A 16,897-nucleotide genomic window follows, 5' to 3' on the forward strand; every position below is an offset into this window, starting at 1 on the left:
TCTGCGCGAGGCGCGCACAGCCGGAATCGTCTGCGTGACAGCGTTGTACGGATCGTAGGCCGGACCGGCAGCGGGCCGGCCGTGTTGCCAGTCGTAGGTCGGCCGATACGAGCCCCCCGCAGCGGCATCCTGGTAGTAGTGCCCCGCTGCATGAGTGGGACCCGAGCGGTGATCGGGCTGTCCCGCGGGGTACCTCGGAGGGTTCGTCATCGTGTTCGTTCTCTTCCTCATCGTCAAACAGCTCAGTTGCTTGAACACAGCCTGACTGCAACTACTGAGACCGAACTGAGAGCTAGCTCTGGAATGTCCGAGTTTTTTTCGCCGACGTAGAATTTGCTGAGAGCGCGCTGAGCGGTACCGGAGAATTTCGATGGATTGATAACGAGCCGGTCACGGCGGCCGGAAACTCAGGCGCCGCTCTCGCGAACGCACGTGTTGATACCCCCACGCCCGGCGTGTTGCGTACCAACACGCGCGCTCGCCAGGGATCCAGTCAGGGCTGTGGACAACTACGCGATCGGGATCGGATGTCGGCGGAAGGAATCTGCATCGCCGCCGAGCGTGGCGGCAAGACTCTCTGCCACCCCATTCGCCGGCTGACCCAGATCGATGCGGCTGGCCTCGTCGAGCCTCCGGTACCACTCGTCGGACAACTCCACATTCAGCGCGGCCAGATAGTCATCCGTCTGCTCGGGAGTTCGCGGACCGATGATCGGGACGATTCCCGTCACCGACCGCCGCGCCCGCTCCAGCAGCCACGCCACCGCCACCTGCGCGGCCGGCACTCCCAGATCCTCGGACGCCGCGATCACGGCGTCTACCGTCGCAACCTTGCGGGCGTCATCCTCACTGTGCAGCAGCATGCCCTTCCACTCGGTGAGCCGTCCGTCGTTGCCGCTGCGGTACTTGCCAGTCAACAACCCGCCGCCCAGCGGCGACCACGCCGCAACGCCCAGGCCCAGCGCCTCTGCCATCGGTAGGTTCTCCCGATCGGCACTGCGCTCGGCCAGGCTGTACTCGAGCTGCACACCGGCGACGGGTGTCGTCCCCCGGAGGTCGGCCAGCGTAGCGGCCCGGGACGTGAGCCAGGCCGGGAAGTTGGACAGTCCCGCATACAGCACCTTCCCGGAGCGGGCGAGGTCGTCGAGCCCGCGCATGACCTCATCGACCGGGGTCACCGAGTCCGGCCAGTGCACCCACAACAGGTCGATGTAATCGGTGTCCAGCCGCCTCAGACTCCCCTCGACCGATCGCAGCATGGCCCGGCGTCCGTTGCCCGTCTGCAGCACTCCGGTGCCCTCGGCGCCGCCGAGAGTGAACTTGGTGGCGATGCTGAACTGGTCGCGACGCCCGGAGAGCAATACGCCGAGGTTCTCTTCCGATTCGCCGATCTGATAGTTGCCGGCGGTATCGATGAAGGTGCCACCGGCGGCGGCGAATTTGTCCAGGATGGTCTGATAATCGGCCGGGTCGGCCCCGTACCCCCAGCGGCGACCGAACATGCCGGCACCCAGAGCCAGCGCCGAAACACGCAGGCCGTTGTTACGGCCGAAAGTGAAATGCTCCATTTCTCGGTCAAGTCGAGTCGGGTGCGATTTGTTCCAGCAGCCGAGCCCATGACAACCCGACAAGCGGATCCGATAGCAGATTTACGCCGCAAATGCCGGATGGGATAACGTTTACAACCGCATACACGGCTACGAGGGGGTTTGGTGTCACCGTTCAGAGTCAAGGATGCTGCCGCCCTTCTCGGCGTCAGCGATGACACCGTGCGCCGCTGGATCGACAGTGGCAGCCTCACCGCCGACAAGGACGAAGCCGGCCGCATCGTCATCGCCGGCGAGGAACTCGCCGCATTCGCCCGCAATCACGCGACATCACCGCCCGATCCGCTGGGCATCTCGAGCTCGGCCCGCAACCGCTTTGTAGGTCTGGTCACGCAGGTGACCGCCGACGGAGTGATGGCCGAAGTGCAGATGCAGTGCGGTCCGTTCACCGTCGTCTCCCTGATGAGCCGTGCATCGGCTGAGGAATTGGGCCTCGAACCCGGCAAGTTGGCCGTCGCCGTCGTCAAAGCAACCACCGTGGTGGTCGAAACCCCAAGAGGAAGCTCATGAACCGTCAACTCTGCGGAATGTTCGCCGCGTTGGGCGCCGCCGCCCTCATCGTCGGCTGCTCGAGCCCGAGCTCGGAGCCCGCGTCGAGCACTGCCGAGGGTTCGGCCGCGCCCGCCGAAACAACCGGCGAGATCACAGTGTTCGCCGCAGCGTCGCTCAAGGCGACATTCAGCGAGCTGGGCGCTCAACTCGAACAGGCGCATCCGGGGACGAAGGTCAACTTCAACTTCGCCGGGTCCTCAGATCTGGTGGCGCAGCTGACGCAGGGCGCCCCTGGTGACGTCTTCGCCTCTGCCGATGAGAACAACATGGTCAAGGCGCAGGAGGCCGGCTTGATCGCCGGCGATCCGGTCGACTTCGCCACCAACACCCTCACCATCGTCACTCCGCCCGGGAACCCGAAAGACATTGCCTCTTTTGCCGATCTCGCCAAACCGGGTACCACTGTCGTGGTGTGCGCGCCGCAGGTACCGTGCGGATCCGCCACCCAGAAGGTCGAGACGCAGACCGGCGTGACGCTGACTCCGGTCAGCGAAGAGTCTGCCGTCACCGACGTCCTCGGCAAGATCACCTCCGGGCAGGCCGATGCCGGACTGGTGTACGTGACCGACGCCCGCGGCGCCGGCGACAAGGTCACCGAGGTGCCCTTCCCGGAAGCCGGCAGTGCGGTGAACACCTACCCGATCGGTCTGCTGCGGGAATCGGCCAACAGCACCACAGCACAGCAGTTCATCGATCTGGTGACCGGCCCTGAGGGCCACGCCGTGCTCGGCGGGGCCGGCTTCGCCACACCGTGACAGCCGGGCGCAGGTCCGGCGGCCTGATCCAGGTCGGCCTACCGGCCTGGATCTACCTGCCGGCCGCCGTCGGAGCATTGTTTGTCGTCGTCCCGTTGATCGCGATTCTGCTGTCGATCGACTGGCTGAACTTCATCCCGCTGATCACCTCCGAATCCTCCCGTGCGGCACTGCTTCTGAGCCTGAAGACCGCCACGGCCAGCACTGCGGTGTGTGTGGTGATCGGCGTACCGATGGCCGTCGTCCTGGCCCGCGCCCAGTTCCCCGGCCAGTCGATACTGCGCGCACTCGTGCTGCTGCCCTTGGTACTGCCACCGGTGGTCGGCGGAATCGCCCTGCTGTACACCTTTGGCAGGCAAGGGTTGCTGGGCCAGTATCTCGAGCTGGCCGGTATCCGGATTGCCTTCTCCACCACCGCGGTTGTCCTCGCACAGTCCTTTGTGTCGCTTCCATTCCTCGTTGTCAGCCTCGAGGGGGCGCTGCGCACGGCCGGCGGGCAGTACGAGAACATCGCTGCGATGCTCGGCGCCAAACCCACAACCGTGTTGCGCACGGTGACATTGCCGTTGGTGCTTCCCGGTCTGATATCCGGCGCGGTACTGGCGTTTGCCCGATCCCTCGGCGAATTCGGTGCCACCCTGACCTTCGCCGGATCGCTACAGGGGGTGACCCGCACCCTGCCCCTGGAGATCTATCTGCAACGCGAGACCGATCCCGATGCCGCGGTGGCGCTCTCGCTGTTGCTCATCGTCGTCGCGGCGCTGATCGTGATCGGGTCGGCGTCGCGGCGGCTGGCGGGTCCGCTGTGAGCACCCTCGGTCTACGCACACGACTCGAGCAGCGGGACGCCGAGTTCGAACTGAACCTCGACGAGGGTGACGTATTGGCCGTCCTGGGTCCCAACGGCGCCGGGAAATCCACGCTGCTGTCGCTGATCGCGGGCCTGCTGCGTCCCGACGACGGCCGCATCACCCTCGGCGAGGATGTCGTCACCGACACCGAGACCGGGGTATTTGTTGCACCGCATGCCCGCGGGGTGGCGATGCTGGCGCAGCAAGCACTGTTGTTCCCGCACATGACGGTGGCCGCCAACGTCGCTTACGCCCCACGATGCAAGGGCCGCAGCAGATCCCACGCCCAGAAGCTTGCGCGGCAGTGGCTGCGCGCCGTCGAAGCCGAGCATCTTGCCGACCGCCGCCCGGCGCAGTTGTCCGGCGGCCAGGCCCAACGCGTAGCGGTGGCGCGGGCACTGGCAGCCGAGCCGCGGGTACTACTGCTCGATGAGCCGATGGCCGCACTCGATGTCACCGCCGCGCCCGCGGTGCGACGGTTGTTGCGAGACATCCTCAGACAGGATCAGCGCACCGCCGTGATCGTCACCCATGATCTGCTCGACGCGCTGGGGATTGCCAACAAGGTCATCGTCATCGAGCACGGACGAATCGTCGAAAGCGGCACGGTGCGCCAGGTATTGGCCGCACCACGCAGCGAGTTCGCCGCCCGGATCGCCGGAGTCAACCTGATCTCCGGAGTGGCGGCCGAGCGCGGCGCATTGCGAACCTCATGGGGGGAAACAGTTTTTGGCACCGGCGAGGTGACCGAGGGCGGTGCCGCTGTTGCCTTGTTCGGTCCGGCCGCGGTGTCGGTGCACCTGGAAATACCGCACGGCAGCGCGCGCAATGTCATTCCCACAACGGTCGCGGAGATGGACCTCACCGGCACCACCGTGCGGATCCGCGGTGCCGACCAGCCTGACGGCAGCACCGGGCTGGCCGCCGATATCACTGCCGCCGCCGCCACCGATCTCGACCTGGCCCCTGGCCGGCGGATCTATTTTGCCGTCAAAGCGCACGAGGTGCAGTTGTTGCCGGCGCTGCAACCGGTCAGGCCGTGACGGCTACACTCGCGGCGTGCCTGACCGTGTGATCCGGGTGTCCGCCGCAGTGATCGTTGACGACGACGGCCACGTGCTGGTCGTTCGCAAACGCGGCACCACCGCGTTCATGCAACCAGGCGGCAAGATCGACGCCGGCGAGACACCATTGATCGCGTTGCTGCGGGAACTACGGGAAGAGCTCGAGGTCGTCGTAGCGGCCGGGCAGGCTCACGCCTTGGGTACCCGTACCGCGAAGGCCGCCAACGAGCCGGGCCATGTGGTGCAGGCCGAGCTGTTCCTGGTGGAATTGGCAGACCAGCCCCATCCGTCGGCCGAGATCGCCGAGATGACGTGGATCGATCCGGACGCACCGGTCGCGGTCGAGCTGGCGCCGCTGACCCGGGACGTGGTGTTTCCGCTGGTGCGCGGGCTTCACGCCGGGACTGCAAAACCCTCCTGCTGATTCCGCTCCCCTGATCCCGATTGCCGACACCTCCCCAAGACCTTTTCAGCAAACACCACTGAATTGTGCGGGAAGCCGAAACATTATGGAAGAACACCCAAAACTATTGAAAATAACCATCTTTCGACGCCCCCAGGTTGCAATGCCTGGACCGATGTGACAGGCTGGGAAAAGCGAAGGGGAGTAGCCCCCAATTCGGACAATCGACATGCTGGCCAAGCGATCACAATCGCGACGCCCGGTTGTCCGGACCGGTTCACCGGTGGGCGAGACCTTCGGCCGAAGAAGACCGTACTGGTTTCCGGCCGGAGGTGTATTTGATCCTCGCCGGTGATCACCGATCGAGGAGTTTCCCGTGCTCTCCGCTCTCCTGCTGAGCTTCGCTGTCATCTTCATCGCCGAACTCGGCGACAAGACGCAGCTGGTCGCGATGACCTTTGCGCTGCGTTACCGCTGGTGGGTGGTGCTGGGCGCCATCACCGCCGCGACCACCCTGGTGCACGTGCTGTCGGTTGCGATCGGGCACTACCTCGGCGCCGCGCTCCCGACACACCTCCTGGGCATTCTCGCCGGTGCGATGTTCGTCTTCTTCGGCCTCTGGACATTGCGCGGCGACTCGTTGTCCGACGAAGAGAAGAGCCGCGCGCAGCGGGCCACCGGTGCGGCATTTTTTGTGGTGACCTCCGCGTTCTTCCTGGCCGAGCTCGGCGACAAGACGATGCTCGCGACCATCACCCTGGCTGCCGACAACGACTGGCTCGGGGTGTGGATCGGCTCCACGCTCGGAATGGTGGTCGCCGACGGCCTTGCCATCATCGTGGGCGCCGTCGCCGGCAAGCATCTGCCCGAGCGCCTGATCCAGATCGGCGCGGCGGTCCTGTTCCTGCTCTTCGGCTTCTACATGCTCCTGGAGAACGTCTTCTCGAGCGCGCCCGTCTGGGTGGTGGCCCTGGCCACCGCGGCCATCGTCACTCTCATTGCCGTCGGCCTGAACAACCTGCCCGAGAAGTTTCGTCCGGCAGTACTGAAGTCCCAGTCTGACTCCTCGACCGTCGACTCCCCCAACACCGTGGAATCGACGCAGAAGCCGAACTGAGCGGCCGAATCCCTTTCTGACGAGGCTATCGAGCCACCCGCCCACGGGCCACCAGTTCGGCGGTGCCTGCCACCGCACAGCTCTGCGAGAGCATCAGCGCGATCAGCACCAGGACCTGCACCGCCCCCGCCTGCGTTGCGGATCCGGTGCTGAGCAACACGCCGATGAACGCTCCCGGCAATGTCACCACGCCGGCGGTGCGTGCCTGATCGACATTGGGAATCAACGCATCTGCGGTCCCGCGCCGAATCACCTCCATGCGGGCGTCGCGATCGGACAGGCCCAGACTCTGCGCCGCCTCCACCTCACCCGAGCGCTCCCCCAGGGTGTCCAGTGCCCGACGGGCCGCAACTGCCACTGCGGACATCGTGCCCCCGAGGACGATTCCGACAATGGGAACGATCGCAACCCCGTCCAGAGGTACCACACCGGTCACCAAGAGCAGTGGGATCACCGCCGCCAGGCCCGCCGCCAGCGGAGCCGCCAACCACCACGAGCCGTCGTGGGCCTGGGCACGGCGCGCCGCGGTCACCGCGGCGATCATGAACATCACTGCCAGCGCCAGCGCCGACGACCAGAGCTGCGCCACCGCAACTGTCAGCACCGCGGCCACCGCTGCCAGTTGGACAGCAGCTCGCAGCGCCGCAGTCGGTACCACCCACCAGCAGCCCAGCCCCGCCAATCGGTACACGACTGCCGCGGCGCAGGCCATCACCACACAGACGATCACCAGGGCCGGACCCAACACTGTCGACGTCATGACTGCCAGTGTCGACCATGGCAGTCCACAACGGAATGACCCGACCCGGCCGACTACAGCCACGATATTCATCGCCCGGCATTGCCGAAGGCAACGATTTCAGTAGAGAATCACCGGATGCACGATGCCAGAACCAACCGGTCTGACCCCGAGGCGACCGGGGACGTCTCTGCCAGGATCGTGCGGCACCTGCAGCGCAACGGCCGCTCCTCCTTCGAGACCATCGGCGCCAGCGTCGGGCTGTCCGCCGCAGCGGTGCGCCAGCGGGTGCAGCGCATGGTCAACGCCGGGGCGATGCAGATCGTGGCCGTCACCGATCCGATGCAACTCGGCTTCGCCCGCCAGGCCATGATCGGCATCAACTGCACCGGTGACACCTTCGAGGTGGCCGAGGCACTGGCCAAGATCGACGCCGTCGACTACGTGGTACTGACCGCCGGCTCCTTCGATGTGATCGCCGAGGTGGTCTGCGAAGACGACGACGACCTGCTCGACCTGTTGAACACCCGCATCCGCACCATCCCAGGGGTGATATCCACCGAAACGTTGGTCTATCTGAAACTTGTCAAGCAGCAATACAACTGGGGAACTTGATGACCGACGAAATCGCCGCCACCGGCGGTGTCTCCTTCTGGTACAACGAGATCGGCCGACCGACGCCAACCGATGTGCTCGACGGCCCGGCCGAGGCCGATGTCGCGATCGTGGGTGCGGGCTACACCGGGCTCTGGTTGGCGTACTACCTCAAGAAGGCCCGCCCGGAGCTCTCGATCCGGGTGCTGGAGCAGCAGTTTGCCGGCTATGGGGCCTCGGGGCGCAACGGCGGTTGGCTCACCAACAGCATCACCGGCGGCCAGGACGGCTATGCCCGAGAGTTCGGGCATGACGCGGTGCGGGCCTACCAGCTGGCACTCAACTCCACGGTGGACGAGGTCATCGCCGTCGCGGACCGAGAGGGTATCGACGCCGAGGTCCGCAAGGGCGGAACCCTGCTGGTCGCCCGCAACCCCGCCCAGCTGCGACGCGCCGAAGCGCACCTGCACCATGCGCAGAAGTGGCCCGAGGAGGGGTACGTCTGGATGAGCGCCGCCGAGGCCGCCGATCGGATCCACGTGGACGGCACGCTCGGCGGGCTGTGGCAGCCGCATTGTGCTCGGATCCATCCCGCCAAGCTGGTCGCCGGGCTGGCTCGCGTGGTGCGCGGTCTCGGGGTGCGGATCCACGAGAACACCCACGTGGACCGGATCGAACCTCGGGCCGCGGTCACCGCCCGTGGCACTGTGCGCGCCCAACATGTCATCCGCGCCACCGAAGGCTTCACCGCAGGCCTCGACGGGGAGAAACGCACCTGGGCGCCACTGAACTCGTCGATGATCATCACCCAACCACTGCCCGCATCGGCATGGGACGAGATCGGGTGGGAGCGTTTCGACACCCTCGAAGACCTCTCGCATGTGTACTCGTACTCCCAGCGCACCCTGGACGGGCGGATCGCCATCGGCGGCCGGGGCAATCCATACCGGTTCGGCTCCCAGACCGACAACGACGGAAGCATCGATGCGGCCACGGTGTCCAGCCTTGCCGCGATTCTGCGCGCCTGGTTCCCGGCGGCCAAGGATGTGCCGATCGCCCACGGCTGGAGTGGGGTACTCGGTGTCCCCCGCAATTGGCGGGCCACCGTCGGCTACGACACCGACTCGGGACTGGGCTGGGGCGGCGGTTACGTCGGGACGGGTGTCGCCGCGACCAATCTCGCCGGGCGTACGCTCACTGATCTGATCCTGGGGGAGCAGACCGAACGCACCCGACTGCCCTGGGTGAATCAGCAGACCCGCAATTGGGAGCCAGAACCCCTGCGCTGGTTGGGGATTCAGGGCATCTACAAGGCCTACAGCGCCGCTGATCGCCGCGAAGCACGTGGCGGGAGTCGCACCTCGGCGATCGCCAAGGCGGCGGACCTCATCAGCGGTCGCTGACCAGACGTCATGGCGCGGCTTTCAGCGCGTCAGCTCTCGCGCTCGGCTCATCACCGAGACCGGGAATAGGTCCGGCGAGCCGGGCGACCAACGGACTGCAGGTGGCGACGACCGCAAAGACCACCGCCACGACCACCGCACCCGCGGCGCCGTGGACATCGACGCTCACCCCGGCCACCGCCGTGCCCATCGCGCCTCCGACCAGCGCGGCGCTGGCGAGCCAGCCGAAGGCTTCCGTCGTCGCGTGGTCTTCGATCTCCCGGGACACCATGATGTAGAGCGCCGACATCGCCGGCGCAAATCCCAATCCGGACACAAACAGCGCAACCAGGCGCAAAGCCAGCCCATCGGCGATACCGAACAACGCCGTTCCGACCACCACAACGCCCAGCGCAGCCACGATGCCGAGGGTGCCGAAGCGTCGATGACCGAACACCAGACCACCGATCAGCGACCCCACGCTCGCCACCGCGACCGCCACGCCGGCCGTCACCCCGTCGCGCCCCATCGAGGCGACGATCCCGACCTCGAGAGCCATGAACGACGCAACAAGAGCCAGACTGGCAGCCATCGCCAGGACAACGGACCGATTTGCCAGAACTCTGCCGAAGCCGGTCACACTTCGGGTGATGTGTGCGCGAAGGTGCCTGGCACTCAACAGGAACCACGCCGTTCCGCAGATGGTGATCCCAGCACTGAGCAGCAACGGCAGCGCGGTCGAAACCGCGGTGGCGAGCACAGTGGCAAGCACCGGGCCGATCACCCAGATCAGTTCCTGTGCCGTGGTGTCGAGCGCAAACAGGGCCCGCACCCCGTCGCCGGAGACCAACCGCGGGTAGAGCGCCCGCGCGACCGGTAGCAACGGTGGCACCGTGGCGCCGATCAGCAGCCCCAGCACCATCATCAGCGCGGCCTGAGAGCCGGCCAATGCCAACGCCACCAAGAAGATTCCGCTGGCCACCGCCGTCCCCAGCAATGTGGGCGTCATACCGATCCGGCCCGCCAGCCGTGCCGTCATGGGCGCGGCCACAGCCTGACCGACGCTGACACACGCGACCACCGCCCCGGCCACCGCATACGAGCCGGTCCGGTGCTGCACGTGCAGCAGGATCGCCAACGACATCATGCCCAGCGGGAGGCGGGCAAACAGCTGCGACGCAGTGACGTTCAGCACACCCGGAATCCGCAACAGATCCAGATACACCCGCATCGGCCACACCTCACGCTTCCAGTGATGACAACTCCCTGCGCACAACGCACAGATGCGACATCGACCGGAAGACTATACCGTCCAGACGGTACAGTTCGACGGCGCTACCGTAGGCTCACCGGATGGCTTCATCGCGGGACCGCATCCTCGACGCATACGAGGATCTGCTGGCCGTCGAAGGCGAGCGCTACGCCACACTCGACGCGGTGGCCGCACGCGCCGGTGTGTCCAAAGGCGGGCTGCTCTATCACTTTCCTTCCAAGGACCGACTGGCCGAAGCCCTGTGTGACCGGTTGGTGACGCTCGCGGCCCAAGACGTCGAACAGATGCGCACAGCCCCCGAGGGACCGGCCCGGCATTACGTGCGCACCTCGGCCTATGTCGGAAGCCCCCTGGATCGGACACTGGTCGCAGTCGCCCGTCTCCAGCAGGCCGGCGACGTCAGAGCCCGATCGGTCATCGAAACGGTCTCCGGCGATTGGCTGGACGCCCTCCACGACACGCTCGGTGATCTCGACGTCGCCCGGGCGGTCAAGCTGATCGGCGACGGCCTCTACTACAACGCCCTCAACAGCGCCCTCGGCGGATACCCGGCACAGACCCACGACAACGACGGACTGCTGGCCGTGATCGACCGGATCATCAACAGCGCTCCCACCGCCGACCACTGACCGCTACCGAACGATCTCCAGTTCTCCCATCGCCGACCAGCCGTCGACGTCCAGATCGGCATGCACGATCTTCGGTGTGGCGCTCAATGCGGGACGCATCGCCGCCAGGCCGGCCCCGAAATGTTTCGACCGCACGTGCTCGGCACCTGCATGCGCGTCCCGGAATGCCTCCACCAGAACAAATTCGGACGGATTGTCAACACTGCGGGACCATTCGAACCACAGGTTCCCCGGCTCGGCACGCGTCGCCGCGGTGAACTCCGCGGTGATCTCCAGCCACGATTTGATGTGTTCGTCGGCGACGTCGAACTTGACCACTATGAAGATCACCGTAGATCACAGCTCCTAATAGATGTTGGACGGACGGATCATGCCCTCGGCCAGATCGCCGAAGCCGGGCGCCATGATCGCCCCGGGGTTGCCGATCACCTGCTCGACGATCGCGGTCTCAGTCGTGATCAGCAGCGCGGCAATGGATGCGGCGCTTTCCAATGCTGCCCGGGTCACCTTGAGCGGATCGATCACCCCCTCGTCGAACATGTCACCGTATTCGCCGCTGAGAGCGTTGAATCCGTGCCCGAGAGGTAGATCCTCTACGATCTGCACCACATCGTCGGCCTCGAACCCGGCGTTGTGGGCTATCCAGCGCAACGGCTCGGCCAGCGCCCGGCGCACCACCTGAACCCCGATCCCGTCATCACCGGGCAGACTCAGCTCGGTCAACGCCCGATGGGCTTGGGCCAGCGCGGTTCCCCCGCCCGCGACGATCCCGGCCTCCATCGCCGCACGAGTGGCCGCCAACGCGTCCTCGACCCGCAACATCCGTTCCTTGAGTTCCACGCTGGTGGCACCACCGACCCGGATCACGGCCACCCTTCCGGTCAGCCTCGCGATCCGCAGATCAAGACTGTCCCGGTCGGCGTCGATACGGGCGCGTTCCCGCTGCGCCTCGAGCTGCGCCACTCTGGAACTGACGCGCTGCCCATCGCCACGCGCTCCGACGATCGTGGTGTCGTTCTCGGTCACCGTGATCCGGTCGCATGAGCCCAGGTGTTCGAGCAGCACCTCGCCCAGCTCGAGTCCGGTGTCCTTGGCGATCACATGACCACCGAGCGCCACCGCGAGATCCTCCAGTTCGGCCACCCGGCGGTGCCCAAACCCCGGGGCGCGCACCACAACCGACTGCATCGTCTTGTGCATGTTGCCGCCGACGAGCAACTGGAGGGCGGGCCCGTCCACGTCCTCGGCGAGCACCACCAGTGGCCGGTCCGCCCGCTTGGCCGCTTCGATGGTGGGCATGATCTCCTGCACCGCGGTGATCTTCCGGTTTGTCAACAGGATCACCGGATTGTCCAGGACTGCCTCCATCCGGTCCTGATTGGTGACCATGTAGGCAGAGATGTAACCGTGGTCGAACTCGATGCCGTCGACGACGTCGACGCTCAGACCGAGCGCGTCGTTCTCCTCGGTGGTGATGACACCGGATTCGCCCACATGCTCGACCGCAGCCGCGATGACCTCGCCGATCGAATCGTCGTCGCTGGCCGCCAGTGTCGCGATCCGGAGCAGATCACTGCGCCCACCGAGCCCGACGGACTGCTCGGTGAGGGTCTGGAGCACGACGGGCACGGTCTTCTCGATACCGCGCCGCACCCGCATCGGGTTGGCGCCGGCCTCCACAGCTCGCATCCCTTCACGCACCATCGCCTGGGCCAGCACGGTGGCGGTGGTGGTGCCGTCGCCGACCATGCCGTTGGTCTGCATGGCCACCTCCTTCACCAACTGAGCGCCCATGTTGGCAAACGGATCGGAGAGCTGGATCTCGCGCGCGATGGTCACACCGTCGTTGGTGATGGTGGGTGGTCCGGTCAGCTTCTCCAGCACCGCATTTCGGCCTTTGGGCCCAAGCGTCACCTTCACCGCATCGGCGAGGGCATTGACACCGAACTCCAAGCGCGCCCGCGCATCGCTGTTGTACCGCAGCTCCTTTGCCATGGCATATGTCCTTTCGAGGGAGGTTTCGGGGGAAAACGGAGACGGTCAGGGAACGAGGATGGCGCGGCCGCGAACCCGTCCGGCATCGAGATCGTCGAGCGCGCGCTGGAAGTCGTCGAGGGCGTACTTGCTGGTGTGCAGGGTGACCTGCCCACGGGCCGCCAGCGCCATCAGTTCTTGCAGGTCGTTGTAGGAGCCCACCAGGTTGCCGATGAAATTGATCTCGGTGCTGATGATGTCGATGGTCGGCACATCGATGTTCTCGCCGTAGCCGACCACGTAGTAGCTTCCGGCGCGGCGCAGCATCGCCACACCCTCCCGCGTGGCACCACCTTCGCCCACGAAGTCGACCACCGCTTCGGCGCCGTGCCCGCCGGTCAGCTCCAGCACCTGCTCGATGTGACGGCCGTCGGCGACGATCCCATGGTCAGCACCGATCTCGACGGCCAACAAAACCGCCTCCGGATTACGATCGACGACCACCACCGTGACACCGGAGATCGCCTTGAGGACCTGGATTCCGATATGTCCGAGGCCACCGGCGCCGATGACAACACAAACATCGCGAGGACCGGTGAGCCGGGCAACCTTGGCCGCGGCGTGGTAGGCCGTCAGGCCGGCGTCCGCCAGCGCGGCGACATCCGCGGGTTCCAGCGACTCATCGATCTTGACCACGCTGCGCGCCGTGGTGCGCAGGTATTCGGCGTATCCCCCGTTTGTGTCGATGCCGGGGAACTGGCTGTTCTCGCAGTGCACGTCGTCACCAGAGCGGCAGGCCCGGCACAGCCCACAGGTGATCAGCGGATGCAGGATCACCTTGTCCCCCACCGCGACATTGCTGACCGCGCCACCCACCGCATGGACCCATCCGGCGTTCTCGTGGCCGATCGTGTACGGCAGAGCAACACCTGACTTCTGCTCCCACTGGCCTTCGAGGATGTGCAGGTCGGTGCGGCACACGCCGGCGCCGCCGACCCGGACGATCACGTCGAAAGGGCCCTCGATCTTCGGTTCTGGCACCTCGGTGAGTTGAAGTTTGGTGTGGTAGCCGACGACCTGGACCGCTTTCATCGGTTGACTCCTGTTCTCATGTCGATGATCTGGGGTGTGGTTTGGCCGCCATCGTCGTAGCGGGTGGCCAACAATCCACGACAGAAGTGGCTGTTGCCCTCCATGGAGATACGCACCGATCGGGCGAAGCGCAGTCGCATCGGTACGGCCTCCGGTGCCAGCGCGTGTCCGTCTTCACCCACCAGGACGCGGCTGTTCGGGCACATGCTGAGCCCGATATCGAACCTGCGCCGCATGAGCGCCGCCTTGTCCTTACCCTCGGGGAGGTCCCGGAGCATCAGATGGGTCAGGTCCGTCTCGTCCAGGGTGCCGCGGCGCAACAACCCGGTGACACAACGCTCCATCGCCGCGGTGTGCGCCTTGCGCAGGAACGTGCGGCGCAAGTCGTCAAGACTCTCCTGCGCCTCGACACCGAAGGTTCCGACGTATCCGGCATCGGCGGCCAACCCGGCGTTGATCTTGTCGCTGTCATGGTGGTCATCGAGGCACACCCGCGCGTCACCGACATCGTCGACCCCACGCATCGCATCCAAGGCGTCAGATGCCATGAGATAGGCGAAGTTCGGTGAACAGAAGGCCGTGGGCAGCCGCAGGTGCACCTCCACTCCGGTGTCGTCGAGGATCACCGAACGGACAAAGCCGAGCTCGGTGATCGGCTCGTCGAGCTCCGGATCAGTGACGTCGGCCAGGGCGGCCAGCACCATTTCGGGCACCGCCGCGGCGACCGTGACCGTCATAGCGAGACCGCCTGTTTGGCGCCGGCTGCCACCTCGACCTCGTCTTGGCCGGGTGTGGGGAGCTGCAGTTCGGCAGGCACGGCAAGGTCATAGAGCGAAGCGGCGTTGAGGCCAAGAATCTTTCGCTTCTGCTCGACGGTGATCGGTGCGTACTCCGCCATGTCCTCGGGAATCTGGAAGTCGACAAACCGCTCGATCAGCCAGCGCGGGGTCCACAACGCATAGTCGCTGCTGAACAAGATCTTGTCCTCGCCGATCCAGTAGAGGAGTTCTCCGATGATCTGGGCAAAGTAGCGAGGCCGGGTGTGGATGAACGGAATGGCCACCGCCAGACCGCCGTAGACATTGGACTCCTGGGTGGCGATCCAGCAGAAATCCTCGAGCCGCGGCAACCCGACGTGCTCGACGACAAAGTTGAGATCGAGATAGTCGGTGGCCACCTTGTCGATGTCAGCGACATCGAACGCGTCACGGTCCAAGGGCCGGATGGTGGGCCCCTTGTGCACGTGAATGTTCTTGATACCCAGCTTGATGCACTCTTCGAGGTAGCGGCGCGACCACGGTTCGTCGAGCTTGTATCCGCGGGAGTCACCATTCCACTCCGCGGTGTAGAGCTTGACGCCGCGCAGCTGCATCCGGTCCGCGTCCCGGCGCAGCTGTTCCAGACCAGCTTCGCCGTGGCGCGGGTCGTAGGCGTGGTTGTAGGTCAGTTTGTCGGGATGACGTTGGGTCAACGCGAAGGCTTCCTCGGTCTGCCCGAACCCGTTGACGTAGAAGTCGTTGAGCAGGGTGGCCTGGAAGATGGCATGGTCGACATAGCCGTCGACAAACAGGTCGCGCATCAACCGGTCACCACCGTAGTAGGTGTAGAGGTCGTAGTCCCACACCTCGGATTCCGGGCTGAGGTTGCGGTGGTAGTCGTAGAAGCAGTCGATGAACTGCTTGCCGTGAATGTTCTTCAGGTTCGACTGGCGCCCGTCCCAGAGGTGGACGTGAGCGTCGACGATGAAGTACGAGTTGCCGTCTTTCTCATACATGCTGGGCTGCTCCTGTTTTCGAGGGGGCTGAGGCGATGGTCACCGGGAGATGACCACTTTCAAGGCATCGTGGGAGTCGGCGTGGGCGAACACGTCGTAGGCATCGATCATCTGGTCGAGCTGAAACGAATGCGTGCCGAAGGCACCCGCATCGAGCTTCCCGTGCGCCAGCAGGTCCAGGAGTGTGCCCACACTTGTCCCGTTGACCAGTCCGGTGGTCAACGTGATGTTGCTGATCCACAGGCTCTCCAGGTGCAGGGTCACCGGTTTGCCGTGCACACCGACGTTGGCGATGCGGCCACCCGGGCGGACGATGGTGGTGCACACATCGAAGGTCTCCGGTATCCCGACGGCTTCGATGGCGACGTCGGCGCCCTCGCCACCGGTCAGTTCCAGTACCCGCTCGCGGACGTCTTCGCGTGCGCTGTTGATCGTCTCGTCCGCGCCAAAAGCGATGGACCGCTTGAGCCGTGCCTCCGAGATGTCGACGGCGATCACCGTCGCAGCACCGTACAGCCCGGCGGTGCGGATAGCGGACAAACCGATGGGTCCGGCGCCGACCACCACAACCGAGTCCCCCGGCCGGACCGCCGCGTTCTGCACACCCGTCTCGAAGCCGGTGGGCAGTACGTCTGCCAGGAAGATCGCCTCTTCGTTGGTGACCGTCTCCGGCAGGAGGTGCACACTGGTCTCGGCGTAGGGCACCCGGACGTATTCGGCCTGGGTACCGTCGATCAGATGGCCGAAGATCCAGCCGATTCCGCCGACGGCCGCGCAGTGTGAGGGCAACGCCGATCGGCACGGTCCGCATTTGCCGCACGTGGTGATGGCGGGCACCAGGACCCGGTCCCCGACGCGCAGACCGGTGACCGCCGACCCGACTTCGGTGATGGTTCCCACCGCTTCGTGGCCGAGTACCCGACCGGACGTCACCGCCGGGACGTCGCCTTTGAGGATGTGCAGGTCGGTGCCGCAGATGGTGGTGGTATCGACCCGGACCAGGACGTCTGTCGGGTCGATCAGTTGAGCATCGGGCACCTCGGTCCAGGACATCGAGCCCGGGCCATGGAAGACAAGCGCTTTCATGCTGC

Annotated in this window: 18 protein-coding genes and 1 pseudogene; 9 read left to right on the forward strand and 10 right to left on the reverse strand. The window is 65.6% G+C overall.

The features are described from left to right. Together WBB07_RS18795 and WBB07_RS18800 are read right to left on the reverse strand one after the other, a co-directional pair. A pseudogene (locus WBB07_RS18795) lies at positions 1-210 on the reverse strand (hypothetical protein); the annotation flags it as partial. 299 nt (positions 211-509) lie between these two features. Next, positions 510-1,568 carry an aldo/keto reductase gene (locus WBB07_RS18800; protein ID WP_526309905.1) on the reverse strand — a complete coding sequence of 353 codons (1,059 nt, stop codon included), beginning with the start codon at positions 1,566-1,568 and terminating at the stop codon, positions 510-512. Between the two features lie 144 nt (positions 1,569-1,712). Between WBB07_RS18800 and WBB07_RS18805 the strand changes: the two genes are divergently transcribed. The 6 genes from WBB07_RS18805 to WBB07_RS18830 all read left to right on the forward strand — a co-directional run bounded on the left by WBB07_RS18805 (position 1,713) and on the right by WBB07_RS18830 (position 6,349). Then, positions 1,713-2,117, forward strand: a complete 405-nt coding sequence (locus tag WBB07_RS18805) for a TOBE domain-containing protein (RefSeq protein WP_526309906.1) — start codon at positions 1,713-1,715, stop codon at positions 2,115-2,117. Then, positions 2,114-2,914, forward strand: coding sequence for a molybdate ABC transporter substrate-binding protein (modA, locus tag WBB07_RS18810; protein ID WP_526309907.1), 801 nt, complete (start codon positions 2,114-2,116; stop codon positions 2,912-2,914). Before WBB07_RS18805 ends, modA begins: the two co-directional genes overlap by 4 nt. Continuing rightward, on the forward strand, positions 2,911-3,723 hold the full coding sequence (locus WBB07_RS18815; protein WP_526309908.1) for an ABC transporter permease: 813 nt from the start codon (positions 2,911-2,913) through the stop codon (positions 3,721-3,723). Before modA ends, WBB07_RS18815 begins: the two co-directional genes overlap by 4 nt. After that, the gene (locus tag WBB07_RS18820) at positions 3,720-4,808 is read left to right on the forward strand and encodes a sulfate/molybdate ABC transporter ATP-binding protein (protein WP_526309909.1); all 1,089 of its coding nucleotides are present in this window, start codon (positions 3,720-3,722) and stop codon (positions 4,806-4,808) included. Before WBB07_RS18815 ends, WBB07_RS18820 begins: the two co-directional genes overlap by 4 nt. A gap of 16 nt (positions 4,809-4,824) precedes the next feature. Then, positions 4,825-5,253: an NUDIX hydrolase gene (locus WBB07_RS18825; protein WP_526309910.1), complete on the forward strand. Its 429-nt coding sequence runs from the start codon at positions 4,825-4,827 to the stop codon at positions 5,251-5,253. Between the two features lie 355 nt (positions 5,254-5,608). After that, positions 5,609-6,349, forward strand: a complete 741-nt coding sequence (locus WBB07_RS18830) for a TMEM165/GDT1 family protein (RefSeq protein WP_526309911.1) — start codon at positions 5,609-5,611, stop codon at positions 6,347-6,349. A gap of 25 nt (positions 6,350-6,374) precedes the next feature. Here WBB07_RS18830 and WBB07_RS18835 read toward each other — a convergent pair whose 3' ends face one another. Next, entirely contained in the window at positions 6,375-7,109 is a 735-nt protein-coding gene (locus WBB07_RS18835; RefSeq protein ID WP_526309912.1) for an ABC transporter permease, read from the reverse strand. Positions 7,110-7,226: 117 nt separating this feature from the next. Between WBB07_RS18835 and WBB07_RS18840 the strand changes: the two genes are divergently transcribed. Together WBB07_RS18840 and WBB07_RS18845 are read left to right on the forward strand one after the other, a co-directional pair. Then, complete coding sequence (locus WBB07_RS18840) at positions 7,227-7,703, forward strand: Lrp/AsnC family transcriptional regulator (protein WP_526309913.1); 477 nt, start codon at positions 7,227-7,229, stop codon at positions 7,701-7,703. Continuing rightward, entirely contained in the window at positions 7,703-9,085 is a 1,383-nt protein-coding gene (locus tag WBB07_RS18845) for an NAD(P)/FAD-dependent oxidoreductase (protein WP_526309914.1), read from the forward strand. Before WBB07_RS18840 ends, WBB07_RS18845 begins: the two co-directional genes overlap by 1 nt. A gap of 7 nt (positions 9,086-9,092) precedes the next feature. Here the strand turns inward: WBB07_RS18845 and WBB07_RS18850 are convergent, their stop codons facing one another. Continuing rightward, the gene (locus tag WBB07_RS18850) at positions 9,093-10,295 is read right to left on the reverse strand and encodes an MFS transporter (RefSeq protein WP_526309915.1); all 1,203 of its coding nucleotides are present in this window, start codon (positions 10,293-10,295) and stop codon (positions 9,093-9,095) included. 122 nt (positions 10,296-10,417) lie between these two features. Here WBB07_RS18850 and WBB07_RS18855 point away from each other — a divergent pair, with 122 nt between their 5' ends. Then, positions 10,418-10,966, forward strand: a complete 549-nt coding sequence (locus WBB07_RS18855; RefSeq protein ID WP_526309916.1) for a TetR/AcrR family transcriptional regulator — start codon at positions 10,418-10,420, stop codon at positions 10,964-10,966. Between the two features lie 3 nt (positions 10,967-10,969). Here WBB07_RS18855 and WBB07_RS18860 read toward each other — a convergent pair whose 3' ends face one another. The 6 genes from WBB07_RS18860 to WBB07_RS18885 are packed head-to-tail and all read right to left on the reverse strand — an operon-like array spanning position 10,970 to position 16,892. Further along, positions 10,970-11,296: a putative quinol monooxygenase gene (locus WBB07_RS18860; RefSeq protein ID WP_526309917.1), complete on the reverse strand. Its 327-nt coding sequence runs from the start codon at positions 11,294-11,296 to the stop codon at positions 10,970-10,972. Between the two features lie 15 nt (positions 11,297-11,311). Then, positions 11,312-12,961, reverse strand: coding sequence for a chaperonin GroEL (gene groL, locus WBB07_RS18865; protein WP_526309918.1), 1,650 nt, complete (start codon positions 12,959-12,961; stop codon positions 11,312-11,314). Positions 12,962-13,006: 45 nt separating this feature from the next. After that, entirely contained in the window at positions 13,007-14,032 is a 1,026-nt protein-coding gene (locus tag WBB07_RS18870) for an NAD(P)-dependent alcohol dehydrogenase (protein ID WP_526309919.1), read from the reverse strand. Next, positions 14,029-14,769 carry an iron-sulfur cluster assembly protein gene (locus WBB07_RS18875; RefSeq protein WP_526309920.1) on the reverse strand — a complete coding sequence of 247 codons (741 nt, stop codon included), beginning with the start codon at positions 14,767-14,769 and terminating at the stop codon, positions 14,029-14,031. The genes WBB07_RS18870 and WBB07_RS18875 overlap by 4 nt, the downstream gene beginning before the upstream one ends. Continuing rightward, positions 14,766-15,806 carry an amidohydrolase family protein gene (locus tag WBB07_RS18880; RefSeq protein ID WP_526309921.1) on the reverse strand — a complete coding sequence of 347 codons (1,041 nt, stop codon included), beginning with the start codon at positions 15,804-15,806 and terminating at the stop codon, positions 14,766-14,768. The genes WBB07_RS18875 and WBB07_RS18880 overlap by 4 nt, the downstream gene beginning before the upstream one ends. A 39-nt stretch (positions 15,807-15,845) precedes the next feature. Further along, on the reverse strand, positions 15,846-16,892 hold the full coding sequence (locus WBB07_RS18885) for a zinc-binding dehydrogenase (RefSeq protein WP_526309922.1): 1,047 nt from the start codon (positions 16,890-16,892) through the stop codon (positions 15,846-15,848). Positions 16,893-16,897: the final 5 nt, after the last annotated feature.

This window comes from Mycobacterium sp. (assembly GCF_049647605.1).
Lineage (GTDB): Bacteria > Actinomycetota > Actinomycetes > Mycobacteriales > Mycobacteriaceae > Mycobacterium.